Source organism: Halomonas halophila (assembly GCF_030406665.1).
GTDB classification, from domain to species: Bacteria; Pseudomonadota; Gammaproteobacteria; order Pseudomonadales; family Halomonadaceae; genus Halomonas; species Halomonas halophila.
This window is the reverse complement of the sequence record NZ_CP129121.1, coordinates 297,215-322,594: the sequence shown is the minus strand read 5'-3', so window position 1 is coordinate 322,594 and position 25,380 is coordinate 297,215. Positions and strand designations below refer to the sequence as shown.

The following is a 25,380-nucleotide window of genomic DNA, read 5'->3' as shown; positions in this document are numbered from 1 at the left end:
TAGCGTTTCACTATAATGGCAGCCTTGCAACGGCGGGGCCGCCCCGTCTTTTCCGCCCCGACGGCGGCCCCCCCATCACGACACGCGCCCAGGCGCTGGAGACCCGACATGTCCGAGCGTATCGCCACGGTCACCCGCGACACCAAGGAAACCCAGATCACGGTCACCGTGAACCTCGACGGCAAGGGCCAGCTGGTCTGCGAGACCGGCGTCCCCTTCCTCGACCACATGCTCGACCAGGTCGCCCGCCACGGCATGATCGACCTCGAGATCAAGGCAGTGGGCGACCTGCACATCGACGACCACCACACCGTCGAGGATCTCGGCATCACCCTGGGCCAGGCCTTCGACCAGGCGATCGGCGACAAGCGCGGCATCTACCGCTACGGCCACGCCTACGTGCCGCTCGACGAGGCGCTGTCGCGGGTCGTGGTAGACTTCTCCGGGCGCCCGGGCCTGTTCATGGACGTCGAGTTCACCCGCGCCAGCATCGGCCGCCTGGATACCCAGCTGTTCTGGGAGTTCTTCCAGGGCTTCGTGAACCACGCCAAGGTCACCCTGCACATCGACAACCTGAAGGGCTTCAACGCCCACCATCAGGCGGAAACCATCTTCAAGGCCTTCGGCCGGGCGCTGCGCATGGCCGCCGCCGAAGACCCGCGCATGGCCGGCCAGATGCCGTCCACCAAGGGCAGCCTGTGATCCCGCCGACCGACACGAGGAGCGTCCCATGACCATTGCCGTCATCGACTACGGAATGGGCAACCTGCATTCCGTCGCCAAGGCACTGGAGCACGTCACCCACGAGCACGTAGTGGTGACCCGCGACGCCCGCCGCATCCAGGGCGCCACGCGCCTGGTGCTGCCCGGCCAGGGCGCCATCCGCGACTGCATGGGCGAACTCGAGCGCACCGAGCTGCGCGGCCTGGTCGAGGAGCTGCTGGCCCAGCAGGCCAAGCCGCTGCTCGGCATCTGCGTCGGCCAGCAGATGCTGCATCAGCGCAGCGAGGAGAACGGCGGCATCGACTGCCTGGGCTTCATGACCGGCCAGGTGCGCCGCTTCCCCGTCGACATGCGCGACGACATGGACCATCGCCTGAAGGTGCCGCACATGGGCTGGAACCTGGTGCGCCAGCGCCACGACCACCCACTGTGGAAGGGCATCGACGACCAGGAGCACTTCTACTTCGTGCACAGCTACTACGTGGAGGCCGGCGAGGACGCCCAGGTGTTCGGCACCACCGACTACGGTCGCGTCACCGCCCACGTGGCCACCGGCCGCGATGCCACCTTCGCCGTGCAGTTCCATCCGGAGAAGAGCTCCCGGGCCGGCCTTCGACTGCTGGAAAACTTCGTGCAGTGGGAGCCCTGAGCGGCCACTGCAGCATTTCCAGGGCGCCCGTTGCCGCGCCCATGACAACGGTTTCAAGGGCGCCCGACCCCGCGCCCCTTACCATTTCCAGGGCGCCTGCTGCCGCGCCTACGACAATTTCCAGGGCGCCCGCTGCCGCGCCTACGACAATTTCCAGGGCGCCCGCTGCCGCGCCTGACAATCAAAGGGGCGCCCGCTGAGCGCCCGTAGAGGACTGGACATGCTGGTAATCCCCGCCATCGATCTCAAGGACGGCAAGTGCGTTCGCCTCAAGCAGGGGCGGATGGACGATGCCACCACCTACGGCGACGATCCCGTGGCCATGGCCGCGCGCTGGGTCGAGGCCGGCGCCCGCCGCCTGCACCTGGTCGACCTCAACGGCGCCTTCGAGGGCGAGCCGGTCAACGGCGAGGCGGTCACCGCCATCGCCCGCGCCTACCCCAACCTGCCGATCCAGATCGGCGGCGGCATCCGCTCGGCCGAGACCATCGAGCACTACCTGGACGCCGGCGTGTCCCAGGTCATCATCGGCACCAAGGCGGTCAAGGAACCGGCCTTCGTCACCGAGATGTGCCAGGCCTTCGCCGGCCACGTGATCGTCGGCCTGGACGCTCGCGACGGCTTCGTGGCCACCGACGGCTGGGCCGAGGTCTCGACCCTGAAGGCCACCGAACTGGCCAAGCGCTTCGCCGACGACGGCGTGTCCTCGATCGTCTACACCGACATCGCCCGCGACGGCATGATGGGCGGCGTCAACGTCGAGGCCACCGCCGAGCTGGCCCGCGAGGGTGGCCTGCCGGTGATCGCCTCCGGCGGCGTGACCAACCTCGACGACCTGCGCGAACTGATCGCGGCCGGCGAGCCGGGCATCCTCGGCGCCATCACCGGTCGCGCCATCTACGAAGGCAGCCTGGACGTGGCCGAGGCCCAGGCACTGTGCGACCGCCTCACCGGCCAACGCGACGGGAGCTGACACCATGGGACTCGCCAAGCGCATCATCCCCTGCCTGGACGTCGATGCCGGCCGGGTGGTCAAGGGCGTCAACTTCATCGGCATCCGCGACGCCGGTGACCCGGTGGAGATCGCCCAGCGCTACAACCAGCAGGGCGCCGACGAGATCACCTTCCTCGACATCACCGCCAGCCACGAGGACCGCGGCACCACGGTGGAGATGGTCGAGCGCATCGCCGGCGAGGTCTTCATCCCGCTGACCGTGGGCGGCGGTATCCGCACCTGCGACGACATCCGCACCATGCTCAACGCTGGCGCCGACAAGGTGTCGATCAACACCGCCGCCGTGCACAACCCCGAGTTCGTGCACGAGGCCGCCGAGCGCTTCGGCAGCCAGTGCATCGTGGTGGCCATCGACGCCAAGAAGGTCTCCGAGGAAGGCGAGGCACCGCGCTGGGAGATCTTCACCCACGGCGGCCGCCGCCCCACCGGGCTCGATGCCGTGGAGTGGGCCAGGAAGATGGTCGACCTGGGCGCCGGCGAGCTGCTGCTGACCAGCATGGACCGCGACGGCACCAGGATCGGCTTCGACATCGGCGTGACCCACGCCATCTCGGAAGCGGTGAGCGTGCCGGTGATCGCCTCCGGCGGCGTGGGCAACCTCGACCACCTGGTCGAGGGCGTGAAGGACGGCGGCGCCGACGCGGTGCTGGCGGCCAGCATCTTCCACTTCGGCGAGTACACCATCCCCGAGGCCAAGCGCTACATGGCCGAACGCGGCATCGAAATGCGCCTCTGACAGGCCTCCGGAGACAAGGACACGAATGACATCACCATGGAAGGTGGCAGGCAGGCTGGCCCTGCCTGCAATGCTGGCGCTCGCCGGCCCGGCCGCCGCCGAGGCGGAGCCGGCCTGGCCCCCGGCGCCGACGCTGGACCATGTGCTGGTGCAGACCAGCCTCTACACCCGACACTTCAGCGCCGACCCGGAACACAACAACCGGCAGCAGCTTGTCAGCCTGGAGCTGCATAACCCGCAGCGCTGGCTCGCCGGCACCGCCTGGTTCAAGAACTCCTTCGACCAGCCCACCTGGTACTGGTATGCGGGGCGCGAGTTCCCCTTCTGGCAGCCCACCGAGCGGCTGACTATACGCGCCAAGCTCACCGGCGGCCTGCTGCACGGCTACCAGGACGAGTACCGCGACAAGATCCCCTTCAACCGCTTCGAGACCGCGCCGGTAGCGCTGCCCAGCGTGGGCGCGCGATGGGGACGCTTCGAGTCCGACCTGATCGTGTTCGGCACCGCCGGCATGATGGTGACCGCCGGTGCGCGCTTCTAGCCGCTAGTCCATCGACAGCCCCAGGTTGCTGACGCCCTCGTTGCGGCCCAGCCGGCGCAGCGCCTTGAGGGCGTCGCGGCCGAGCTCGCCTTCCACCGCCTCGAGCACCGCATCCTGGAAGCCGTTCTCGTCCCCCATCAGCGGATGCTCGCGCACGATGGCGGCGAGGCGTTCGCCGTCCTCCTCGCCCTCGGTCAGCTCGATGAAGGCGCGCACGCCGCCGCGAGAGGTCCGGCTCACCTCCAGCACCGCCTCCGGCGAGTCGCCGCGCAGGGTGTCGAGCAGCGACGAGATCGCCACCACCGCTTCCAGCGCGCGACGGGCGCCGAAGCTGTCATCCTCGGCCGGCGGCTCCAGCTCGGCCAGCTTCTCGGCCTGGCGATCGAAGTCGATGCGCGCGTCCTTGACCGCCAGCCGCTCCCACACCAGATCGAGCACGACCCGCAGCGCCTTGGGATCGCCGTGGCCGGTGGCCTCGGCGTAGAAGGCATAGTTGGGCAGCAGCCGCTCGCACAGCGCCGCCATGAAGGCCTGCTGACGGCGCGGCTCGAGCCGCTGCAGGCGCTGAAAGAAACCGCTCATGGATTCTCCTTGGAATATCGCTGTCTCGACATCGTCCCTGTGCTCACTCAAGGCCAGAGCCGTTCGGGGGCCACTCTGCCCCGCGCATCGAACGCCACACCCTCGCCGATCAGCCGCCGGCGCTGCTCGTCGGCGCCGGGATGGTCGGCCAGCTTGCGCGAGGCGGTGATCACCCGAAACCACGGCAGGCCGTGTCCGGACGGCAGCTCGCGCAGCGCCCGGGCCACCAGCCGGGGCGTGCCGCCCTCGGTCATGGCGGCGATGCGCCCGTAGGTGGTGACCCGCCCCGGCGGGATCTCGGCCAGCACGGTCAGTATCTGTTCCTTGAGGGCCGCGTTCATGTACCCTGCCTTCCCTGAAGTTTTTGCCGATATGGCGAGGTCGCCCGCATGCACGTTCACCTGCTTCAGCACAGCCCCCATCTGGGGCCCGCCCGCATCGGCGACTGGCTCGACAGCATGGGCCACAGCCACACCGTGTTCCACCTCGACGAGGGCGAGCTGCCGCCGCGGCCCGGCGACGTCGAGGCGCTGATCGTGCTCGACGCTCCCGAGGGCGAGGCGCCCGCCGCCTGGGATCGTGGCGAGCGCAAGCTGATCGAGCGCACCCTGGACGGCCGCAAGCCACTGCTCGGCATCGGTCACGGCGCCCGGCGCATCGCCGAGGCGCTGGACGCCCCGGTGTCCCGCGGCACCCTGGCCGAGACCGGCTGGCAGACCGTGACTCTGGCCGAGGCCAGCCCCTTCGACCTGCCCGAGCGCTTCGAGGCCTTCACCTGGCACCGCGAGATCTTCGCCCTGCCCGAGGATGCCCTGCCGCTGGGCGGCACCGCGGCGAGCCCGCTGCAGGGCTTCGCCTGGGACGCCGGCCGGGTGATCGGCCTGCTGTGCCATCTGGAGTCCACCGCCGAGAGCGTCACCGCCATGCTCGACCACCTGCCGCGCCCGGAGGGCGACGCCGAGAGCCCCTATCGCCAGGAGCGCGAGGCGATGCTCGACGATTCACGGCGCTTCGACCGCCTGGCGCCGCTGCTCGACCGGGTGCTCACCCAGTGGGCCAGGCACGCCACGATGCGCTGACCCCTCAGGCAGAGGCGGTGGCGCTCGGCCGGCGCGCTGATTCGGCCTCGGCGACCCAGTCGCGGGCGAAGGCCAGGCAGCTGTCCCAGTCGCCCACGTGGAGGAAGCGCTGGTCGTCGTGCTTCTCCAGCTGGTAGCGATACATGGGGTCGTAGTATTCGGTGAGCAGCGGTGCCAGCCAGGCCTCGTGGGCCTGGCGATTGCCGCGCTCGTGCTCGCGGAAGGCCAGCTCCTGCAAGCGCTGCAGCCGCGCCAGCCGGGCGCCGCCGAGGCGCTTCCTGAGCCGACCCAGCGCGCCGGACAGCTGCTTGCGCATCAGCGTCCAGCCCAGCCAGTCGCCGAACTGCTGGCGATAGACCGTCCACAGATCGTCGATGTAGTCCTTGTGGATCTGCGCCAGCCGCCAGTCCAGCGGCATCTCGACGCGAATCCGCGGGGCGGCCTCCATGCCGCGCCAGAAGGTCAGCGGCACGTTGGCCGAGCCGATGTGGCGCGACTCGTCCTCCAGCACCAGCGGCCCCGGCAGCTCCAGCAGCCGCAGCCCCATGGCGTGCTCGAAGTCGATCTGCGACGGCGCCGGCAGCGGATGACGGCCGAAGGCCGAGCCCTTATGGCGCGCGCAGCCCTCCAGGTCCAGGCCCTGATCCAGGGCGGTGATCAGCGAGGTCTTGGCGCAGCCGGTGAGTCCGCCCACCACCAGCATCGGCCGCTCGGCGGCGGCGTCGATGTGCGCGCACAGCGCCTGGCGCATGGCCTTCCAGCCGCCGCGGATGCGCGGCCGGGTCATGCCGGCCTCGGCCAGCCACTGCTGGGCGATCTGAGAGCGCATCCCGCCGCGGAAGCAGTAGACGATGGCGTCGGGATGGACCTCCAGCTCGCGCCGCCAGGCGTCGACCCGGGCGGCCTTGATGCCGCCGCTGACCAGCCGCTCGCCCAGCTCGATGGCGGCCTGCTGGCCCTGCTGCTTGTAAGCGATGCCGACGAGATGACGCTCCTCGTCGTCCATCAGCGGCAGGTTGACCGCCCCGGGCAGCGCGCCCTGGGCGAACTCCACCGGGGCGCGCACGTCGATCAGGGCCCGACCCTCGCGCAGCAGCGCGAGGTCCGGCTCGACCAGCGGCAGATTCATCCCTTCACCTCGATGCGCGTCTCGCCGCGCTCGGCGATCACCTCGCCGAACGGCTCGAGCTCGAGACCGTACTGGCGGCCGACGCGCTCGACGTCATCCTCCCAGGACGGATGCACCGACAGCAGCAGGCCGCCGGAGGTCTGCGGGTCGCACAGCCACTGCCAGTGGGCGTCATCCATGGCCGGCAGGGCCTTGCCCAGGGCCTCGCGATTGCGGGCGCTGCCGCCGGGCACCGCGCCCTGGCGGCGGTAGGACTCGGCCTCGGCGAGACGCGGCAGGCGGCGGAAGTCGATGCGCGCGGCCACACCGCTAGCCTCGCAGACCTCGCTGAGATGACCGGCCAGGCCGAAGCCGGTGACGTCGGTCATGGCATGCACGCCGGGAATCTTCGCCAGCTCGGCGCCGATGCGGTTGGAGGCGAGCATGGTGCGCCGCGCCAGGCCCTGGTGGCCGGGCTGGATCAGCCCCTGCTTCTCGGCGGTGGTCAGCAGGCCCACGCCCAGCGGCTTGGTGAGGTACAGCAGGTCGCCGACCTGGGCGCCCTTGTTGAGCTTGAGGTGCTCGAGGTCGACCAGACCATTGACCGACAGGCCGAAGATCGGCTCCGGCGCGTCGATGGAGTGGCCGCCGGCCAGCGCCAGGCCCAGCTCGCGGCAGACCGCCTGGGCGCCGCCGACCACGTCGCCGGCGATATCGGCGCCGAGCTTGTCGATCGGCCAGCCGAGGATGCCCAGCGCCATGATCGGCGTGCCGCCCATGGCGTAGACGTCGCTGATGGCGTTGGTGGCGGCGATACGGCCGAAGTCGAAGGGATCGTCGACGATCGGCATGAAGAAATCGGTGGTGGCGATCATGCCGCGGCCGTCGCCCAGGTCGTAGACGGCGGCGTCCTCGCGGCCCTGGTTGCCTACGATCAGCCGCGAGTGGCTGGCACCCGGCCCGGCCTTGGCGAGGATGCCGTCGAGGACGTCGGGGGCGATCTTGCAGCCACAGCCGGCGCCGTGGCTGTACTGCGTCAGACGGATGGCACTCATCACGGTCTCCTTGGCGTCGTTTCCCGGCATTCTACAACACCGCGCCCCCGCCCCGTCGCTGGACGGCGATTTCACGCTTCGCGGGGTGGGCGCCTAGAGTGCTTCCAGCGCATCGGCCAGCTTGTCCACGGGCACCACTTCCATGCCCTCGGGCGAGTGCTTGGGGGCGTTGCCGCGCGGCACGATGGCGCGCCGGAAGCCGTGCTTGGCGGCCTCGACGATGCGCTCCTGGCCGCTCGGCACCGGGCGGATCTCGCCGGACAAGCCGACCTCGCCGAACACCACCAGCTCACGCGGCAGCGGGCGGCTCTGCAGGCTCGACACCACCGCCAGCAGCACCGCCAGGTCGGCGCTGGTCTCGAGCACCTTGACCCCGCCGACCACGTTGAGGAACACGTCCTGATCGCCGGTGAACAGTCCGCCGTGGCGATGCAGCACCGCCAGCAGCATGGACAGACGGTTCTGGTCGACGCCCACCGCCACCCGCCGCGGATTGCCCAGCGCCGAGTCGTCGAGCAGCGCCTGCACCTCGATCAGGATCGGCCGGGTGCCCTCCCAGACCACCATCACCAGACTGCCGGGCGCCTGCTCCTCGGTGCGCGACAGGAAGATGGCGCTGGGATTCTTCACCTCCTTGAGGCCGTGCTCGAGCATGGCGAACACGCCGAGCTCGTTGACCGCGCCGAAGCGGTTCTTCTGCCCGCGCAAGGTGCGGAAGCGCGAGTCGGCGCCGCCCTCGAGCAGCAGCGAGGCGTCGATCATGTGCTCCAGCACCTTGGGGCCGGCCAGGGTGCCGTCCTTGGTCACGTGGCCGACCAGCAGCAGCACGGTGCTGGACTGCTTGGCGAAGCGGGTCAGCGCCGCGGCGGACTCGCGCACCTGGGCCACGCCGCCCGGCGCCGAGGAGATGTCCTCGAGGTGGGTGGTCTGGATGGAATCGATGATCAGGATATCGGGACCCTCGCGCTCGGCCACGCCGAGGATCGTCTCGATGCTGGTCTCGGCCAGCATCTGCAGGCCCTGGGTAGGCAGCTGCAGGCGGTGGGCGCGCATCGCCACCTGGGACAGCGATTCCTCGCCGGTGACGTAGAGCACCTTGCGCTGCTGGGCCAGCTTGCAGGCGGTCTGCAGCAGCAGGGTCGACTTGCCGGCGCCGGGATGGCCGCCCAGCAGCACCGCCGAGCCCGGCACCAGGCCGCCGCCCAGCACCCGGTCGAACTCCTCGAAGGTCGAGGAGAGCCGCGGCACCTCGCTGAGATCGACGTTGGCGAGGTCGATCACCTCGCGGGAGACCGCCCCGGCATAGCCGCCCCGCCCCGCGGAGCCGCCCCCGCCGCCATTGCCCGCACCGGGACGGGCGGCCGACAGCCGGATCTCGCTCAGGGTGTTCCACTCGCGGCAGCTGGTGCACTGCCCCTGCCACTTGCTGTACTCGGCACCGCATTCGGTGCACACGAAGGCGCTTTTCGCTTTGGCCATGGAATGTCCGACGACGGTTTCTCTGGAATAACAGGCCCGAAGGCCCAACGACGAGGGGCGGCCCGCCGGCCGCCCCTCGCTGCTACGCGTTCCGCTGCCTTACAGGCGCTTCAGGCGCAGCATCTCGTTGTTCTGGAAGCGGCGACGCTGGGGGTCGATCAGTTCCAGGGTCTGCGGGTCGAGGCGCAGGAAGAAGTAGGTCTGGCCCTCGCCCTGGGGCGTCAGCTCGTAGACGGTGGCATCGGGATTGTCCGCGGTGCCGTCGAGCAGCTGCCAGCGACCTTCGTAGTTCTCGTCCGGCGGATTCTGCGGGTGGCCGCGGTAGGAGGCCTGCAGGTCGAAGGTGCGATCCGCGGCAGGGCTCTGGGCATCGCCCATCATGGTCACGTTCAGATCGATCCCTTCGCAGTTACGGCAGGGCAGCGTGCCCTGGTAGGTGCTCTGGGTCGCTTCCATTCCGGGCTCGGTGCCCTGCCCGCCAGGGCCACCCGCACAGCCTGCCAGCAGGGCAAGCATCGCGGAACCGGCCAGCAACGTCCTGATTTGCATATTCGTCCTCCTAACCAATGGGCATGACGCCGCCTTCACGGCAGCCTGCCCCACAGCATAACCTCTCGTGGGAACAGCGCACAGCCCGAACAGCACCGGCTTGCCCCTCGTCCGGCGATCATCCGCGGGCCGGCTTGCGCGGGCGTCGCCCCCGGGCGACCATGAACGGATTGCCCCACGATCCGAGAAGTGACGATGAGCAAGTTCTGGAGCCCCAAGGTCCGCGAGCTGACGCCCTACGTTCCCGGCGAGCAGCCCCGCGAGCGCCTGATCAAGCTGAACACCAACGAGAACCCCTATCCGCCGGCGCCGGGCGTCGAGGCGGTGCTGCGGGAGTTTCCGGCCGACCATCTGCGCCGCTATCCCGATCCCGAGTCGCATGGCCTGCGCGAGGCGCTGGCCCGGGAGTTCGGCGTCGAGGTCGAGCAGGTGTTCGTCGGCAACGGCTCCGACGAGGTGCTGGCCCTGGCCTTCCAGGCCTTCTTCGCCAACGGCCGCCCGCTCGAGATGCCGGCCATCACCTACAGCTTCTATCCCGTGTACTGCCGGCTCTACGACGTGGAGCGCCGCACCCTGCCGCTGGACGCCGACTGGCGCGTCGACCTCGAGGCCTTCTCGCCGGACGCCGGCGGCGCCATCTTCGCCAATCCCAACGCGCCGACCGGCCACGGCCACGGCCGCGAGGCGATCGCCGCGCTGCTCGAGCGCCTCACCGAGTCGGTGGTGCTGGTCGACGAGGCCTACGTGGACTTCGGCGGCGAGAGCGCCATCCCGCTGATCGAGCGCTTCCCCAACCTGCTGGTCACCGGCACCTTCTCCAAGTCGCGCAGTCTGGCCGGCCTGCGGCTCGGCTACGCGGTGGGCTCGCGGGAGCTGATCGAAGGGCTGGAGCGGGTCAAGGACTCCTTCAACTCCTACCCGATCGACAGCCTGGCGAGCGCCATCGGCGTCGCCGCGCTGGAGGACCGCGAGCACTTCGACGCCTGCCGCGAGGCGGTAATCACCACCCGCGAGCGCACGCGCACGCGCCTCGAGAGCCTCGGCTTCCAGGTGCTGCCGTCGCAGAGCAACTTCCTGCTGGTGCACCACCCCGAGCAGGATGCCGCCCAGCTGTTCGTCGGCCTGCGCGAGCGCGGCGTGCTGGTGCGTCACTTCAACACCGAGGCGCTGGACGGCTGGCTGCGCATCTCCATCGGTACCGAGGACGAGATGGACAGCCTGGTCGAGGTGCTGGAAGAACTCTGCCGCTGAGCCGACCTTGAACGTCAGGGGCGTCGCTCGACGCCCCTCGCCCGCCCCGCCGGACAGATACTCTCCCGACCGATACCGAGGCCCCCATGGCCGACTCACGACTGCCCCTGAGCCGCGTGCACCACGTGGCGCTGATCACCGCCGACTACCCACGCGCCAGACGTTTCTACCTCGAGGTGATGGACGCCGAAATCCTCAACGAGGCCTATCGCGAGGAACGCGACAGCCACAAGCTCGACCTGCGCCTGCCGGGCGGCATTCAGCTCGAGCTGCTCTCCTTCCCCTCGCCGCCGCCGCGTCCTAGCTACCCCGAGGCCTGCGGGCTTCGCCACCTGGCGCTCGCCACGCCCGACCTCGATGCCTGTGTCGCTCTGCTCGAGGCACGCGGCGCGGCGCCCGAGCCGATCCGCGTCGACGAGTTCACCGGCGCGCGTTTCACCTTCCTGGCCGATCCCGACGGCACTCCGATCGAGCTATACGAAGTCACGGACTGATCCACCGTGTCAGCCAAACCAAAAACGCCCCGCCCTCTTGAAGAGGACGGGACGTTTTTTGGAGGAGATCACATTAAACGTTCGGACATGAAAAAACCCCGACTCGATGAGCCGGGGTTTTCTCGGTATAAGTGCCTGACGATGACCTACTCTCGCATGGGAACTCCCACACTACCATCGGCGCTGAGCGGTTTCACTGCTGAGTTCGGCATGGGATCAGGTGGTTCCCGCACGCTATGGTCGTCAGGCGAAAAAGGCAATGCGAATCATGCTGACGAGATATGTCTCTCGCGTATCCGCTGTCGTCTGTTGTCAGTCACAGACCACTTGGGTGTTATATGGTCAAGCCTCACGGGCCATTAGTATCGGTTAGCTCAACGCCTTGCAGCGCTTCCACACCCGACCTATCAACCAGCTCGTCTCGCTGGGCCCTTCAGGAGGCTCGAGGCCTCGGGGAGATCTCATCTTGAAGGAGGCTTCCCGCTTAGATGCTTTCAGCGGTTATCCCGTCCGACCATAGCTACCCGGCGATGCCACTGGCGTGACAACCGGAACACCAGAGGGTCGTCCACTCCGGTCCTCTCGTACTAGGAGCAGCACTTCTCAAATCTCCAACGCCCACGGCAGATAGGGACCGAACTGTCTCACGACGTTCTAAACCCAGCTCGCGTACCACTTTAAATGGCGAACAGCCATACCCTTGGGACCGACTTCAGCCCCAGGATGTGATGAGCCGACATCGAGGTGCCAAACACCGCCGTCGATGTGAACTCTTGGGCGGTATCAGCCTGTTATCCCCGGAGTACCTTTTATCCGTTGAGCGATGGCCCTTCCATACAGAACCACCGGATCACTAGAACCTACTTTCGTACCTGCTCGACGTGTCTGTCTCGCAGTTAAGCACCCTTATGCTCTTGCACTCATTGCACGATTTCCAACCGTGCTGAGGGTACCTTCGTGCTCCTCCGTTACGCTTTGGGAGGAGACCGCCCCAGTCAAACTACCCACCACACACGGTCCTCGATCCGGATAACGGACCGGAGTTAGAACGCCAATGATGCCAGGCTGGTATTTCAAGGTTGGCTCCACTCGATCTGGCGACCGGGTTTCCAAGCCTCCCAGCTATCCTACACAAGCAACATCAGCGTCCAGTGTGAAGCTGTAGTAAAGGTTCACGGGGTCTTTCCGTCTAGCCGCGGGTACACAGCATCTTCACTGCGATTTCAATTTCACTGAGTCTCGGGTGGAGACAGCGTGGCCATCATTACGCCATTCGTGCAGGTCGGAACTTACCCGACAAGGAATTTCGCTACCTTAGGACCGTTATAGTTACGGCCGCCGTTTACCGGGGCTTCGATCAGGAGCTTCGCTTACGCTAACACCATCAATTAACCTTCCGGCACCGGGCAGGCGTCATACCCTATACGTCCGCTTACGCGTTTGCAGAGTACTGTGTTTTTAATAAACAGTTGCAGCCACCTGGTATCTTCGACCGGCGTCAGCTCCACCCGCAAGGGGCTTCACCTAATACCGGCGTGCCTTCTCCCGAAGTTACGGCACCATTTTGCCTAGTTCCTTCACCCGAGTTCTCTCAAGCGCCTTGGTATTCTCTACCTGACCACCTGTGTCGGTTTGGGGTACGGTTCCACTGTATCTGAAGCTTAGAGGCTTTTCCTGGGAGCGTGGCATCGATGACTTCCAGACCGTAGTCTGTTCGTCTCGTCTCTCGGCCTTGGGGAACCGGATTTGCCTAATCCCCCAGCCTACTGACTTTCACCAGGACAACCAACGCCTGGCTCACCTAGCCTTCTCCGTCCCCCCATCGCAATACAGTGAAGTACGGGAATATTGACCCGTTTCCCATCGACTACGCCTTTCGGCCTCGCCTTAGGGGCCGACTCACTCTGCTCCGATTAGCGTCGAACAGAAACCCTTGGTCTTCCGGCGGGGAGGTTTTTCACCCCCCTTATCGTTACTCATGTCAGCATTCGCACTCGTGATACCTCCAGCAAGCCTCTCGACTCACCTTCGTCGGCGTACACGACGCTCCTCTACCGCGCATCATTCGATGCACCCGTAGCTTCGGTACCTGGTTTGAGCCCCGTTACATCTTCCGCGCAGGCCGACTCGACTAGTGAGCTATTACGCTTTCTTTAAAGGATGGCTGCTTCTAAGCCAACCTCCTAGCTGTCTGAGCCTTCCCACATCGTTTCCCACTTAACCAGGATTTGGGGACCTTAGCTGACGGTCTGGGTTGTTTCCCTTTTCACAACGGACGTTAGCACCCGCTGTGTGTCTCCCACGCTGCACTCACCGGTATTCGGAGTTTGCCTCGGGTTGGTAAGTCGGGATGACCCCCTAGCCGAAACAGTGCTCTACCCCCGGCGGTGATACGTGAGGCGCTACCTAAATAGCTTTCGAGGAGAACCAGCTATCTCCGGGCTTGATTAGCCTTTCACTCCGATCCACAAGTCATCCAAATCTTTTTCAACAGATCCTGGTTCGGTCCTCCAGTTGATGTTACTCAACCTTCAACCTGCTCATGGATAGATCGCCCGGTTTCGGGTCTATATCCAGCGACTGGTCGCCCAGTTAAGACTCGGTTTCCCTACGCCTCCCCTATACGGTTAAGCTCGCCACTGAATATAAGTCGCTGACCCATTATACAAAAGGTACGCGGTCACGGGACGAGCCCGCTCCCACTGCTTGTACGCACACGGTTTCAGGGTCTATTTCACTCCCCTCTCCGGGGTTCTTTTCGCCTTTCCCTCACGGTACTGGTTCACTATCGGTCAGTCAGGAGTATTTAGCCTTGGAGGATGGTCCCCCCGTCTTCAATCAGGGTTTCACGTGCCCCGACCTACTCGATTTCACGGGATCAGGCTTTCGACTACGGGGCTATCACCCTGTATCGCTGAGTTTCCCAACTCATTCGCCTAACCTTTCACCCGCTTAAGGGCTGGTCCCCGTTCGCTCGCCGCTACTGGGGGAATCTCGGTTGATTTCTTTTCCTCGGGGTACTTAGATGTTTCAGTTCCCCCGGTTCGCCTCGTGCACCTATGTATTCAGTGCACGATACCTATCTGACGATAGGTGGGTTTCCCCATTCAGAGATGTCCGGGTCGCAGGTTGTTTGCCACCTCGCCGAACCTTATCGCAGGCTTCCACGTCTTTCATCGCCTCTGACTGCCAAGGCATCCACCGTGTGCGCTTCATCGCTTGACCATATAACCCCAAGGGGTCTGATCCGCGATGACAACCACGACAATTGCCGGATACGCTTGAGACGTATCTCATGCCCTCTCCCGGGTAGGAGAGGGACTTTGTCAGCATGATTCACATTGTTAAAGAGCGACTGTCAATCGACAGTCACAAACGTGTCATTGCCTTTTGCAATGATCGTTTGTGACTGCGGATTCACATAAAACCGACTGCAGGACCCTGTGGAGCGTGGTGGAGCCTAGCGGGATCGAACCGCTGACCTCCTGCGTGCAAGGCAGGCGCTCTCCCAGCTGAGCTAAGGCCCCTCTGAATACCCATACGTGACATGGGAATTTTATTCAGGACAAGGCGTTTTGTGGCGACGCATAGCCTGCTATGCGAGTCACAAAACAACGCGGTACTGGATAAAATTTGGTGGGTCTGGGCAGATTTGAACTGCCGACCTCACCCTTATCAGGGGTGCGCTCTAACCAACTGAGCTACAGACCCATTGGTCACGCTGGGTCTATACCCAAACAGTCTTTTGCTCTGGCCGATCAGATAATTCATTGTGGACACTTGCCGGGTGGCGGTGACGTCGTCGATTAAGGAGGTGATCCAGCCGCAGGTTCCCCTACGGCTACCTTGTTACGACTTCACCCCAGTCATGAACCACACCGTGGTGATCGCCCTCCGAAGTTAGGCTAACCACTTCTGGTGCAGTCCACTCCCATGGTGTGACGGGCGGTGTGTACAAGGCCCGGGAACGTATTCACCGTGCCATTCTGATGCACGATTACTAGCGATTCCGACTTCACGGAGTCGAGTTGCAGACTCCGATCCGGACTGAGACCGGCTTTATGAGATTAGCTCCCCCTCGCGGGATGGCAGCCCATTGTACCGGCCATTGTAGCACGTGTGTAGCCCTACTCGTAAGGGCCATGATGACCTGACGTCGTCCCCACCTTCCTCCGGTTTGTCACCGGCAGTCTCCCTAGAGTTCCCGACCGAATCGCTGGCAAATAGGGACAAGGGTTGCGCTCGTTACGGGACTTAACCCAACATTTCACAACACGAGCTGACGACGGCCATGCAGCACCTGTCTGAGCGTTCCCGAAGGCACCCATCCATCTCTGGATGGTTCGCTCGATGTCAAGAGTAGGTAAGGTTCTTCGCGTTGCATCGAATTAAACCACATGCTCCACCGCTTGTGCGGGCCCCCGTCAATTCATTTGAGTTTTAACCTTGCGGCCGTACTCCCCAGGCGGTCGACTTATCGCGTTAACTGCGCCACAAAGGTCTCGAGGACCCCAACGGCTAGTCGACATCGTTTACGGCGTGGACTACCAGGGTATCTAATCCTGTTTGCTACCCACGCTTTCGCACCTCAGCGTCAGTGTCAGTCCAGAAGGCCGCCTTCGCCACTGGTATTCCTCCCGATCTCTACGCATTTCACCGCTACACCGGGAATTCTACCTTCCTCTCCTGCACTCTAGCCTGACAGTTCCGGATGCCGTTCCCAGGTTGAGCCCGGGGCTTTCACAACCGGCTTATCAAGCCGCCTACGCGCGCTTTACGCCCAGTAATTCCGATTAACGCTTGCACCCTCCGTATTACCGCGGCTGCTGGCACGGAGTTAGCCGGTGCTTCTTCTGCGAGTGATGTCCTTCTTGCAGGGTATTAACCCACAAGCGTTCTTCCTCGCTGAAAGTGCTTTACAACCCGAAGGCCTTCTTCACACACGCGGCATGGCTGGATCAGGCTTTCGCCCATTGTCCAATATTCCCCACTGCTGCCTCCCGTAGGAGTTCGGGCCGTGTCTCAGTCCCGATGTGGCTGATCATCCTCTCAGACCAGCTACGGATCGCGGCCTTGGTGAGCCATTACCTCACCAACTAGCTAATCCGACATAGGCTCATCCGATAGCGCAAGGTCCGAAGATCCCCTGCTTTCCCCCTTGGGGCGTATGCGGTATTAGCTTGAGTTTCCTCAAGTTATCCCCCACTACCGGGCAGATTCCTATGCATTACTCACCCGTCCGCCGCTCGACGCCTCCTAGCAAGCTAGGATCGTTTCCGCTCGACTTGCATGTGTTAGGCCTGCCGCCAGCGTTCAATCTGAGCCATGATCAAACTCTTCAGTTAAAAGCTTGATAGTTCCTAAGGTGGAACCAAACCTGGTTCAAGATTCAAACGTCTCTTTGACGAGTCGCTTGTCTTGATATCTAGTGACTGGTCACCGACATCCCGACAAGCGCCCACATGAATTATCTGATCGATTGTTAAAGAGCATCTTGCGTTACCGGCCACTTGGCCAGTGCCTCGCAAGGAAAGCGTATTCTACGTGATCGACGCGTCGTGTCAACCCGTTATCTTCAAGCTCTCGAGAGCGAAGCGGGCGACCGACCATCGCGACAACGGCGTGAAGCGACATCCGATCGAGTGGCAGGCATTTTACCGATTTCGCTGACCTTGTCAATCGAGCGCTTTCGACAACCGTCGAAAAATCTCAAGAAAAACAAGCGCTTCTGCCACTCATCACCGCCTGCAACGTTGCCCGTCGCCGGCAGCGGATGCGTACTTTACGGACTTCCCCGGCATGGTGCAAGGACTTTCTCGCTGCACCAGGATGTATCATCGGGGCGCCGCCGACGCGACGCCCCGACGTTATCCCTTACTCGCCGATGAACAGACGCACCATGCCGGAGCTGCTGCCGAAGGCGCTGATCTCCACGTCATAGGTCCCGGGCTGCAGATGCCTGGTGATTCGCGAGCCGAGCCCCAGGCCGGGGGCATCGTCATTCTGCTCGTTGACGCCATTGCCGGTCAGGCGCATGACGGTATCCACGGCGCTGGAGGTACTCTCCAGCACCACGTCACGCTCCTCTTCCACCACCAGCTGATAGTCGAGTCGACTGCCGACCGCCAGCTGACCGTAGACCGTGTCGCCCGTCCCCACCTGGCCGCCGTCGCTCATGCGGCCTTCGAAGGCATTCGACCCGGCACGCAGGGTGTAGACACCGCTGCCGCTGTAGCTCTGCACTTCCAGGGTGTAGTCGCCGGGCTGCAACACGGTGTTAATCAGCGAGTTGCGATCGCCGCCGCTGTCGTCGTCGGTCAGCTCGACGCCCTCCCCCTGCAGATACAGCATCGGATCGAAGTCCTGCGAGTCGAGCGCCAGACTCACCTCGGCCGTCTCCTCGACGGTGAAGCGATAGCGGTTCTCGGCGACGCCGACGTACTGCCCGCGCACCTCCTCGCCGCTGGCAATCGGCCCGTCGTTACGGAACTCGCCGTCGAATTCGCTGCGCCGCAGCTCGATCGCGTAGTCACCGCGATTGCCACCGTAGCTGGCCACCTCGACGCGATAGTCGCCGGCCATCAACACCGTCTGGATGCGCGAATCGGTGCCACCGCCGCCATCGTCGTCGCTGATCTGGGTGTCATTGCCACTGAGGTGCAACACGGTATCGAAGGCCGTCGAACCGAGATCCAGGGTCACCTCGGAGGGCTCATCGAGATGCAGGGTGTAGTGATTGGTCGACTCACCTTCGAGCGTACCGGTGATGCGATCGCCATCTCGCAGCGGCCCGCCGTTGCGTCGACCGTCGGAGAGGTCGCGCTGTTCGGCGACCAGCTGATAAGCACCGCCGGTGCTCAGCACCTGGCTGTCGCACTCCGTCGCCGCCACGTTGGGCTTGGCCGCCTGCCCCAGTTGAACGCGGTAGTCGCCAGGCTCCAGATAGGCATCGAGACGAAGTTCGCCCGGCGCACAGGACTCGGCCCGCTGATTCACCCCCTCTCCCACGAGATGCATGTCGAGCCCTTCCTCGCCGGACAGCGCCAGATTGAGGTGGGCGGGAGCGTCCAGGCTGAGCGAGTGTTCGGCGCTGCCGTCGTCCAACCGGCCGACCAACGGCCGGTCGGCCTGCAGCCCGTCCTCGTCGCCGGTTGCCTCGGCTGCCAGCGTATAGGGCCCGAAGGCGGCGCCATCCTGCCCGTTGATCACGACCAAGGTGCAGCGCTGCGCCTCGGCCGCGCTCAGCAGGATCGCCGGCTCGCCGTCGGGGCCGCTTTCGGCCGAACCGATCCAGCGCCCCTGGTCGTCGAAGGCCGCCAGCGAGGCGGCGAAAGGCGCGTCCAGCGTGTAGCGGTAGCTTTCCGCCTCGCCGCTGCCGCACATCCAGTGCGCCGAATAGCGGGTGCCGTTGTTGAGGTTGACCGGGCTGGTCGAGGTCAGCTCGCCCTCGAGGCTGTCGCCGGCCTGCATCTCCGGCGCCGAGACAAAGCGCGCCTCGTCGTCGCCGCAGCCGGCCAGCAGCGTGAGGCCGACCAGACCCGCCAGCAGGCGGCCCGGGGTGGCATGCTTCCGAATTCCTTGGGTATCCACATCATGTCTCCCTACATATGGTGACGATGCCCCGCGACGGCGGGACAGCCGCACTATAGCGGAAAACGCGACGCCCGGCGGGGCTTCAGGCGTTGCTGCCGCGAAGACGCGCTTCGGTGACCAGCGAGTCCGGCCCGAGGTCGGCGATGGTGCGCGCCCCGGTGAGCGTCATGGCCACGCGCATCTCCTTGTCGATCAGCTCGAGCAGATGGGCCACGCCCGCCTCGCCGGCGGTGGCCAGCGCATAGATGAAGGCCCGGCCCAGCAGCACGCTGTCGGCCCCCATGGCGACCATGCGCACCACGTCGAGGCCGTTGCGCACCCCGGAATCGGCGAGGATGGCCAGGTCACCCTTCACCGCATCGGCGATGGCCGGCAGCGCGCGGGCGGAGGACGGCACGCCATCCAGCTGGCGACCGCCGTGGTTGGAAACCACGATTCCGTCGGCGCCGAAGCGCACCGCATCGCGGGCGTCCTCGGGGTCGAGGATGCCCTTGATGATCATCGGGCCGCCCCAGAACTCGCGGATCCACTCCAGGTCCTTCCACGAGATGGAAGGGTCGAAGTTGTTGCCGAGCCAGGCGATATAGTCCTCGAGCTCCGTCGGCTGGCCGCGGTAGTCCGAGACGTTGCCCAGATCATGGGGGCGACCGTGAATACCCACGTCCCAGGCCCAGCGCGGACGGGTCGCGGCCTGCAGCATGCGCCGGATGCCGCCATGCTTGCCGCTCATTCCGGAGTGGGCATCGCGATAGCGCGCCCCGGGCACCGGCATGTCGACGGTGAAGACGAGCGTCTTCACGCCTGCGGCCTTGGCCCGCTCCAGCACATGTTTCATGAAGCCCCGATCCTTCAGCACGTAGAGCTGGAACCAGATGGGCCGATCCACGGCCGAGGCGACCTCATGGATGGGGCAGACCGACACCGTGGACAAGGTGAACGGGATGCCCTTTCCCGCGGCAGCCCTGGCCGCCTGCACCTCGCCCCGCCGGGCGTACATGCCGGTCAACCCCACGGGTGCCAGGGCGACGGGCATGGCCATGGACTCGCCGAACAGCTCGGTCTCGAGCGACAGCGAGGACATGTCCTTCAGCACGCGCTGGCGCAGACCGATCTCGCCGAGGTCCTCGACGTTGCGCCTGAGCGTATGCTCGGCATAGGCGCCACCGTCGGCATAGTGAAAGAGAAAGGGCGGGATGCGACGCTTGGCGGCCTGGCGATAGTCCGTGGCGGCGGAGATGATCATGGCGGGCCCTGTACAATGGATGAGCGATCAATAGAGGCCGGCGCGAGCACCACGAAGACGACTCGAAGGCCTTCAGGCACGGGCGCACGCGGGCGCAAGAAATCTCTCCAGTCGGGCGGCGCTTCGGCACAGCGCGAGACGCTCGGCGCCTCGCAAGCCATAATTGGTAAAACCAATTGACATCGACTGGTTACCGCACCCTATGGCCCGGCCGCGAGGGTGTCAAAATTCCCGCCGCAAAAGGCGCTTATACCTTGGTATTAAGCCATGAAAAGCGCCACGCAAGACCTTGAAAAACCAGCACAACGGCATACGACAAAAAATGCGCCATATTGGTAATACCAATTGAATGACGCTACCATGCGCCGAAAGACCTCGCGCCCAGGAACGCCGCCATGTCCTACCAGACCCTGCGCCAGCCGCGCCTCGCCGACGTGATCACCGAACGCCTCGAGGCACTGATTCTCGAGGGCAGCCTCAAGCCCGGCCAGCGCCTGCCACCGGAACGCGAGCTGGCCGAACGCTTCGGCGTCTCGCGCCCCTCGCTGCGCGAAGCGATCCAGAAGCTCGCCGCCCGCGGCCTGCTGCACAGCCGTCAGGGCGGCGGCACCTTCATCACCGAGGACCTGCACAGCGGCTATAGCGACCCGCTGCTGGAGATGCTCTCGCGCCACGGCGAGTTCCACCTCGACCTGCTCGAATTTCGCGACGCCATGGAAGGACTCTCCGCCTACTATGCCGCGCTGCGCGCCACGCCCACCGACAAGGCGGTGCTGCTGCAGCGCTTCGAGGAGCTCGAGGACCGCTTCGAGGCCCGGGACCCGGCCGAAGAGGCCAAGGCCGACGCCGCCTTCCACCTGGCCATCGCCGAGGCCGCCCACAACGTGATGCTGCTGCACACCATTCGCGGCATCTTTCACCTGCTCGAGAAGAGCATCGTCGACAACCTCGAGGCGCTGTTCGCCAAGCCCGACGCCCGCGAGCGGCTGATGACCCAACACCGCGCACTGCTCGATGCCATCCTCCAGGGCCGCGCCGAGGAGGCCCGCGCCTGCGCTCACGACCATCTGGTCTACGTCGAGGAAAACCTGCTGGCCGCGGCCCGCGCCGAGACCCGCGCCCAGCGCTCGCTGCGCCGCGCCCAGTCCATGCCCGCGCCCGACGCATGACGACCGCCTCGCCCTCCCCTCGCCGGCGTCGTCTACGCCTGCTGCTGGCCCTGATCGGCCTGGCCGGCCTGGCGCTGTGCCTGTGGCAGACCGCCCAGGTCGCCCGTGAACAGGCCCTTCAGGCGCTGCGCGACGACGCCGAGAACGAGCTGCGACTGTCGGTGGCCGGGCTCACCGGGCACCTGTCCCGTCACGACTACCTGCCCGAGCTGCTCGCCTCCCGCGAGGCCGTGAAGCGTTTCCTGGCGACGCCTGCCCAGCAGGATCCGATGCCGCTCAACCGCCTGCTCGACCGCTTCCGCGCCACCGCCGACGTCTCGGACATCTACCTGCTCGACCGCCACGGCGACACCCTGGCGGCCAGCAACTGGCACCGCGAGAGCACCTTCATCGGCGAGAACTACAGCTTCCGACGCTATTATCAGGACGCCATGCAGGGCCAGAAGGGGCGCTTCTTCGGCCTCGGCCTGCGCTCCCAGGAGCGCGGCTACTACTTCTCGGCACCGATCTGGCTCGACGACACCGCGCCGAACGCCCGGCCCGACGGCGTGATGGTACTCAAGGTGCTGCTGCACGCCGTCGAGGACAGCTGGGCGGAACAGGACGCCGAGCTGCTGGTCACCGACGGCGACGGCGTGGTGTTCATGGCCAGCCGGCGAGCGCTGCGCCTCACCGCCCTGGAGCCCCTCGCTGAGACGGAGCTCGCCGCCCTGCACGCCTCGCGGCGCTACGGCGATGAACCGCTGCCGCCAGCCGGCATCCGCGAGCTCGAACGGCGCGGCGAGAACGCCCGGCTGGTCGGCTTCTCCGATGGCCCGCTGGCCGGCGAGCGTTACCTGAGCCTGACCCGGCCGGTGCCCGGCTTCGGCTGGGACATGCACATCCTCAAGCCGCTCACCCCGGTGGTCGACGCCCAGTGGCTGGCGGCGGCGCTGGCCGGCGGCCTCTACGGGCTGGTGGTGCTGGGTGGCGGCATCGGCTGGCAGCGGCTGCGGCTGCGCCGCGAGCGCGAGCGCTTCGCCGAGCGCGAACGCCGCACCCTGGCCAGGGCCCGCGACGAGCTGGAGCGCCACGTGGAGGCACGCACCCGCGACCTGACCGCCACCAATCGGCGCCTCTCCGACGAGATCGAGGAGCGCCGCCTGGCCGAACAGCGCCTGCGCGAGACCCGCGACGAACTGGTCCAGGCCGCCAAGCTGGCGGTACTCGGCCAGCTCGCCGCCGGCATCAACCACGAGCTCAACCAGCCGCTGGCGGCGATCCGCGCCTACGCCGAGAACGCCCGCGCCTTCATCGCCCGCAGCCGCAGCGAGGCCGCCGATGCCAACCTCGGTCAGATCGTCGAGCTCACCGAACGCATGGCCGAGATCAGCGCCCAGCTGCGCCAGTTCTCGCGCAAGAGCGGCGACAGCCTGACCGCCGTCTCGGCCCCCTCCTGCTTCGACTACGCCCTGCGGCTGTTCCAGGCCCGGCTCGGCGAAGGTGACGTGGCGGTGGAGCGCCGCTGGCCCGAGGACGAGCTCTGGGTGCGCGCCGACCCGGTGCGCCTCGAGCAGGTGCTGGTCAACCTGATCGGCAACGCCCTGCAGGCCATGGCCGAGACGCCATCGCCGCGGCTGACGCTCGAGATCGCCGCCGAGGGCGACCGGGTGCGCCTGGCGGTGGCCGACAACGGCCCCGGCATCGCCGAGGATCGGCTGTCGCGCATCTTCGAGCCCTTCTACACCACCAAGGCCGCCGGCAGCGGCCTGGGGCTGGGCCTGTCGATCTCGGCGCGTATCATCGACGACCTGGGCGGCCGCCTGGAGGTCGCCAACGGCGCCGAGGGCGGCGCCCGCTTCACCATCAGCCTGCCACGCGACGCGGGCACCGATACCCCGGCATCCAGCGAGGAGCGGCAATCCCATGCATGAGTCCCCGGCGACCCCGGTGATGATCATCGACGACGAGGCGCACCTGCGCATCACCGCCGGCCAGACCCTGGAGCTGGCCGGCTACGAGCCCCGGGCCTTCGAACGCGCCGAGGACGCCCTGGCGGCCCTGACCCCGGACTTCCCCGGCGTGGTGATCAGCGACATCCGCATGCCTGGCATGGACGGCATGGCGCTGCTGCGCGAGATCCGCGATCGCGACCCGGACCTGCCAGTGGTGCTGATCACCGGCCACGGCGACGTCTCCACCGCGGTGGCGGCGATGCGCGACGGCGCCTGGGACTTCCTCGAGAAACCCTTCGCCGGCGAGCACCTGGTGGAAGTCGTCCGACGTGGCATCGACAAGCGTCGGCTGAGCCTCGAGAACCGCACCCTCAAGGCCGAACTCGAGGCCCAGCAGTCGGCCCCCGGCCCGCGCCTGGTCGGCCGCACCCCGGCGATCCAGCGGCTGGCCTCGATGGTCCAGCGCATCAGCCAGGTCGAGGCCGACGTGCTGCTGTTCGGCGAGACCGGCGCCGGCAAGGACCTGGTGGCCCGCGCCATCCACGAGCGCAGCGCCCGCGGCGGCCGGCCCTTCGTCGCCATCAACTGCGGCGCGGTGCCGGAGAGCACCATCGAGTCGGAGCTGTTCGGCCACGAGAAGGGCGCCTTCACCGGCGCCGTGGAGCGGCGCATCGGCAAGTTCGAGCACGCCCAGGGCGGCACCGTGTTCCTCGACGAGATCGAATCCATGCCGCTGTCGCTGCAGGTCAAGCTGCTGCGGGTACTGCAGGAGCGCAGCATCGAGCGGCTGGGCTCCAATCAGGCGGTACCGCTGGACATCCGCGTGATCGCCGCCACCAAGGTCGACCTCAAGGCCGCTGCCGAGGCCGGCGACTTCCGTGAGGACCTCTACTACCGCCTCAACGTGGTGACCCTGCCGATTCCACCGCTGCGCGAGCGCCGCGAGGACATTCCGCTGCTGTTCCAGCACTTCGCGGTGGTGGCCGCCAACCGCAGCGGCCTGGAGGCGCCGCCACTGGACGCCGCCGGCACCTCGGCGCTGCTGGCCCACGACTGGCCCGGCAACGTGCGCGAGCTGCGCAATCTCGCCGAGCGCTACGTGCTGCTGGGAATCACCTGCGACTACCGGTTGGAGACGCTGCTGGAAGGCGGCGAGAGCGAGGGTGGCGAGCTGCCGCTGCCGCGCCAGGTGGAGCTGTTCGAGAAGAGCCTGATCAGCCAGGCGCTGGCCCGCCATCAGGGCCGCGTCAGCGAGGTCTGCGACGCCCTCGACGTGCCGCGCAAGACGCTCTACGACAAGCTGAAGAAACATGGCCTGAGGGCCGAGGACTACCGCCAGAACGCCGAGCCCTGAGCCACCAGGTCGACCAGCGGCTGCCAGGGCGGCAGCCAGGGGGAGAGGCTGACGATGACCGCCAGCATGGCCAGCGAGTTGCCGGGCTGACGCCAGTCGAAGGGCTTGAGCGCGGTGCCGAAGGAACGCTTGAGGCGTGCCCCGGTGAGATCGACACTGTACAGCTCGTCGAGCAGCAGGTGGATCACGAAACCCAGCGCCAGCGCCGCCCCGTAGATCCAGGCCAGCCGGTCGGGCAGCGCGAACAGCCGATGGCTGAGCGCCGTGGCGGTCAGCCCGCACAGCGCCGCGGCCAGCAGCGAGTGCCAGATGCCGCGATGCACGGTGAAACGGCAGAACAGCGCCCCGCCCAGGTAGCGCACGCCCAGGTAGATGCCGCCACAGGCCACCATCAGTGGCCCCGGGTCCAGCCGGGCCTGCAGCCACAGGGCCCCGGCGACCACGGCGGGGATCGCCAGCAGGTTGAAGATCAGGCGAATTGCCTTGGAGCGGTCGGCGTCGATATCGGGGAGAATGCCGCCGAAGGTGATCAGCGCGAGGACGGGCAGCCCCTCGGAGAACGCCCACAGCCCGGCCTGCCAGCCGCCGTGGGCGACCACCGCGCCCAGGGTCGCGGCCACGCCGAGGTGGGTTCGGAAGTCGGCCATGCCCGCGGCGCCTCACTGACTGGATAAAACAACAGTTTAGCGCTCGGCATGGCCAAAGAAAACAAGCGGTTGGCGGGTTACGCCTTTATTGCACATCATTGAGGCCACGCTGCCTCCCCAGGTCCAGTACTCAGACAGGACAAGGGGCGACGGGTCATCCGACGAGGACCTCCTGCGCC

The 25,380-nt window shown here is 66.2% G+C and carries 20 protein-coding genes, 2 tRNA genes and 3 rRNA genes; 11 read left to right on the top strand and 14 right to left on the bottom strand.

The features are described 5' to 3' along the window. The first annotated feature begins 108 nt into the window (after window positions 1-108). The 5 genes from hisB to QWG60_RS01405 all read left to right on the top strand — a co-directional run bounded on the left by hisB (window position 109) and on the right by QWG60_RS01405 (window position 3,664). Window positions 109-702, top strand: coding sequence for an imidazoleglycerol-phosphate dehydratase HisB (gene hisB / locus QWG60_RS01425; protein WP_035594728.1), 594 nt, complete (start codon window positions 109-111; stop codon window positions 700-702). 28 nt (window positions 703-730) lie between these two features. Then, on the top strand, window positions 731-1,372 hold the full coding sequence (hisH, locus tag QWG60_RS01420) for an imidazole glycerol phosphate synthase subunit HisH (RefSeq protein ID WP_035594726.1): 642 nt from the start codon (window positions 731-733) through the stop codon (window positions 1,370-1,372). Between the two features lie 220 nt (window positions 1,373-1,592). Continuing rightward, window positions 1,593-2,345, top strand: coding sequence for a 1-(5-phosphoribosyl)-5-[(5-phosphoribosylamino)methylideneamino]imidazole-4-carboxamide isomerase (gene hisA / locus QWG60_RS01415; protein WP_035594723.1), 753 nt, complete (start codon window positions 1,593-1,595; stop codon window positions 2,343-2,345). A gap of 4 nt (window positions 2,346-2,349) precedes the next feature. After that, entirely contained in the window at window positions 2,350-3,123 is a 774-nt protein-coding gene (gene hisF / locus QWG60_RS01410; protein ID WP_046078126.1) for an imidazole glycerol phosphate synthase subunit HisF, read from the top strand. Between the two features lie 25 nt (window positions 3,124-3,148). Beyond that, complete coding sequence (locus QWG60_RS01405; RefSeq protein WP_052719276.1) at window positions 3,149-3,664, top strand: hypothetical protein; 516 nt, start codon at window positions 3,149-3,151, stop codon at window positions 3,662-3,664. A 3-nt stretch (window positions 3,665-3,667) separates the two neighbouring features. Here QWG60_RS01405 and QWG60_RS01400 read toward each other — a convergent pair whose 3' ends face one another. Beyond that, a complete protein-coding gene (locus QWG60_RS01400; protein WP_046078128.1) occupies window positions 3,668-4,246 on the bottom strand; it encodes a YjaG family protein in 579 nt (192 codons plus the stop codon). Between the two features lie 47 nt (window positions 4,247-4,293). Next, window positions 4,294-4,587 (bottom strand): MGMT family protein, encoded by a 294-nt coding sequence (locus tag QWG60_RS01395; RefSeq protein WP_146908921.1) that lies wholly within the window; start codon window positions 4,585-4,587, stop codon window positions 4,294-4,296. A gap of 48 nt (window positions 4,588-4,635) precedes the next feature. Between QWG60_RS01395 and QWG60_RS01390 the strand changes: the two genes are divergently transcribed. Next, on the top strand, window positions 4,636-5,325 hold the full coding sequence (locus tag QWG60_RS01390; RefSeq protein ID WP_146908918.1) for a type 1 glutamine amidotransferase: 690 nt from the start codon (window positions 4,636-4,638) through the stop codon (window positions 5,323-5,325). A gap of 4 nt (window positions 5,326-5,329) precedes the next feature. Here QWG60_RS01390 and mnmH read toward each other — a convergent pair whose 3' ends face one another. From mnmH to QWG60_RS01370, 4 genes are all read right to left on the bottom strand, one after another. After that, window positions 5,330-6,454, bottom strand: a complete 1,125-nt coding sequence (mnmH, locus tag QWG60_RS01385; protein ID WP_046078131.1) for a tRNA 2-selenouridine(34) synthase MnmH — start codon at window positions 6,452-6,454, stop codon at window positions 5,330-5,332. Continuing rightward, complete coding sequence (gene selD / locus QWG60_RS01380; protein WP_379826044.1) at window positions 6,451-7,491, bottom strand: selenide, water dikinase SelD; 1,041 nt, start codon at window positions 7,489-7,491, stop codon at window positions 6,451-6,453. The genes mnmH and selD overlap by 4 nt, the downstream gene beginning before the upstream one ends. A 90-nt stretch (window positions 7,492-7,581) precedes the next feature. Continuing rightward, window positions 7,582-8,967 carry a DNA repair protein RadA gene (gene radA / locus QWG60_RS01375; protein ID WP_046078133.1) on the bottom strand — a complete coding sequence of 462 codons (1,386 nt, stop codon included), beginning with the start codon at window positions 8,965-8,967 and terminating at the stop codon, window positions 7,582-7,584. 99 nt (window positions 8,968-9,066) lie between these two features. After that, complete coding sequence (locus tag QWG60_RS01370) at window positions 9,067-9,516, bottom strand: copper resistance protein NlpE N-terminal domain-containing protein (RefSeq protein WP_035594702.1); 450 nt, start codon at window positions 9,514-9,516, stop codon at window positions 9,067-9,069. A 195-nt stretch (window positions 9,517-9,711) separates the two neighbouring features. On the opposite strand from QWG60_RS01370, the gene hisC reads away from it, so the two are divergent. Both hisC and gloA2 read left to right on the top strand, forming a co-directional pair. Then, the gene (hisC, locus tag QWG60_RS01365) at window positions 9,712-10,767 is read left to right on the top strand and encodes a histidinol-phosphate transaminase (RefSeq protein WP_046078134.1); all 1,056 of its coding nucleotides are present in this window, start codon (window positions 9,712-9,714) and stop codon (window positions 10,765-10,767) included. A gap of 86 nt (window positions 10,768-10,853) precedes the next feature. Further along, window positions 10,854-11,261 (top strand): SMU1112c/YaeR family gloxylase I-like metalloprotein, encoded by a 408-nt coding sequence (gene gloA2, locus QWG60_RS01360; protein ID WP_146908915.1) that lies wholly within the window; start codon window positions 10,854-10,856, stop codon window positions 11,259-11,261. A 133-nt stretch (window positions 11,262-11,394) separates the two neighbouring features. Here gloA2 and rrf read toward each other — a convergent pair. The 7 genes from rrf to lldD all read right to left on the bottom strand — a co-directional run bounded on the left by rrf (window position 11,395) and on the right by lldD (window position 20,097). Then, window positions 11,395-11,509 (bottom strand): 5S ribosomal RNA (gene rrf, locus QWG60_RS01355). 90 nt (window positions 11,510-11,599) lie between these two features. Further along, window positions 11,600-14,486: ribosomal RNA gene (locus QWG60_RS01350) — 23S ribosomal RNA — on the bottom strand. A 226-nt stretch (window positions 14,487-14,712) separates the two neighbouring features. After that, window positions 14,713-14,788, bottom strand: a tRNA-Ala gene (locus tag QWG60_RS01345). Window positions 14,789-14,895: 107 nt separating this feature from the next. Then, a tRNA-Ile gene (locus QWG60_RS01340) sits at window positions 14,896-14,972 on the bottom strand. A 96-nt stretch (window positions 14,973-15,068) separates the two neighbouring features. Beyond that, window positions 15,069-16,606 (bottom strand): 16S ribosomal RNA (locus QWG60_RS01335). Together the 16S, 23S and 5S rRNA genes with 2 tRNA genes alongside form the textbook arrangement of a ribosomal RNA operon. Window positions 16,607-17,135: 529 nt before the next feature. Continuing rightward, window positions 17,136-18,851, bottom strand: coding sequence for a PPC domain-containing protein (locus QWG60_RS01330; RefSeq protein WP_146909604.1), 1,716 nt, complete (start codon window positions 18,849-18,851; stop codon window positions 17,136-17,138). 85 nt (window positions 18,852-18,936) lie between these two features. After that, a complete protein-coding gene (gene lldD / locus QWG60_RS01325) occupies window positions 18,937-20,097 on the bottom strand; it encodes an FMN-dependent L-lactate dehydrogenase LldD (RefSeq protein WP_146909606.1) in 1,161 nt (386 codons plus the stop codon). Window positions 20,098-20,492: 395 nt separating this feature from the next. Here lldD and QWG60_RS01320 point away from each other — a divergent pair, with 395 nt between their 5' ends. The 3 genes from QWG60_RS01320 to QWG60_RS01310 are packed head-to-tail and all read left to right on the top strand — an operon-like array spanning window position 20,493 to window position 24,554. Further along, a complete protein-coding gene (locus tag QWG60_RS01320; RefSeq protein WP_146909608.1) occupies window positions 20,493-21,266 on the top strand; it encodes a GntR family transcriptional regulator in 774 nt (257 codons plus the stop codon). Then, entirely contained in the window at window positions 21,263-23,179 is a 1,917-nt protein-coding gene (locus QWG60_RS01315; protein ID WP_146909611.1) for a sensor histidine kinase, read from the top strand. Before QWG60_RS01320 ends, QWG60_RS01315 begins: the two co-directional genes overlap by 4 nt. After that, entirely contained in the window at window positions 23,172-24,554 is a 1,383-nt protein-coding gene (locus QWG60_RS01310; protein ID WP_046078460.1) for a sigma-54-dependent transcriptional regulator, read from the top strand. Before QWG60_RS01315 ends, QWG60_RS01310 begins: the two co-directional genes overlap by 8 nt. Here the strand turns inward: QWG60_RS01310 and QWG60_RS01305 are convergent. Further along, entirely contained in the window at window positions 24,530-25,201 is a 672-nt protein-coding gene (locus QWG60_RS01305; protein WP_046078461.1) for a metal-dependent hydrolase, read from the bottom strand. The two genes, QWG60_RS01310 and QWG60_RS01305, sit on opposite strands and share 25 nt — an antisense overlap. Window positions 25,202-25,380 lie beyond the last annotated feature (179 nt).

Coding starts and splice junctions, on each gene's coding strand:
- QWG60_RS01405 (WP_052719276.1), top strand. CDS start 3,149: ATGACATCACCATGGAAGGTGGCAGGCAGGCTGGCCCTGCCTGCAATG.
- mnmH (WP_046078131.1), bottom strand. CDS start 6,454: ATGAATCTGCCGCTGGTCGAGCCGGACCTCGCGCTGCTGCGCGAGGGT.
- QWG60_RS01370 (WP_035594702.1), bottom strand. CDS start 9,516: ATGCAAATCAGGACGTTGCTGGCCGGTTCCGCGATGCTTGCCCTGCTG.
- QWG60_RS01305 (WP_046078461.1), bottom strand. CDS start 25,201: ATGGCCGACTTCCGAACCCACCTCGGCGTGGCCGCGACCCTGGGCGCG.
- hisB (WP_035594728.1), top strand. CDS start 109: ATGTCCGAGCGTATCGCCACGGTCACCCGCGACACCAAGGAAACCCAG.
- QWG60_RS01400 (WP_046078128.1), bottom strand. CDS start 4,246: ATGAGCGGTTTCTTTCAGCGCCTGCAGCGGCTCGAGCCGCGCCGTCAG.
- radA (WP_046078133.1), bottom strand. CDS start 8,967: ATGGCCAAAGCGAAAAGCGCCTTCGTGTGCACCGAATGCGGTGCCGAG.
- gloA2 (WP_146908915.1), top strand. CDS start 10,854: ATGGCCGACTCACGACTGCCCCTGAGCCGCGTGCACCACGTGGCGCTG.
- hisA (WP_035594723.1), top strand. CDS start 1,593: ATGCTGGTAATCCCCGCCATCGATCTCAAGGACGGCAAGTGCGTTCGC.
- QWG60_RS01395 (WP_146908921.1), bottom strand. CDS start 4,587: ATGAACGCGGCCCTCAAGGAACAGATACTGACCGTGCTGGCCGAGATC.
- hisF (WP_046078126.1), top strand. CDS start 2,350: ATGGGACTCGCCAAGCGCATCATCCCCTGCCTGGACGTCGATGCCGGC.
- QWG60_RS01310 (WP_046078460.1), top strand. CDS start 23,172: ATGCATGAGTCCCCGGCGACCCCGGTGATGATCATCGACGACGAGGCG.
- QWG60_RS01315 (WP_146909611.1), top strand. CDS start 21,263: ATGACGACCGCCTCGCCCTCCCCTCGCCGGCGTCGTCTACGCCTGCTG.
- QWG60_RS01320 (WP_146909608.1), top strand. CDS start 20,493: ATGTCCTACCAGACCCTGCGCCAGCCGCGCCTCGCCGACGTGATCACC.
- hisC (WP_046078134.1), top strand. CDS start 9,712: ATGAGCAAGTTCTGGAGCCCCAAGGTCCGCGAGCTGACGCCCTACGTT.
- hisH (WP_035594726.1), top strand. CDS start 731: ATGACCATTGCCGTCATCGACTACGGAATGGGCAACCTGCATTCCGTC.
- lldD (WP_146909606.1), bottom strand. CDS start 20,097: ATGATCATCTCCGCCGCCACGGACTATCGCCAGGCCGCCAAGCGTCGC.
- QWG60_RS01390 (WP_146908918.1), top strand. CDS start 4,636: ATGCACGTTCACCTGCTTCAGCACAGCCCCCATCTGGGGCCCGCCCGC.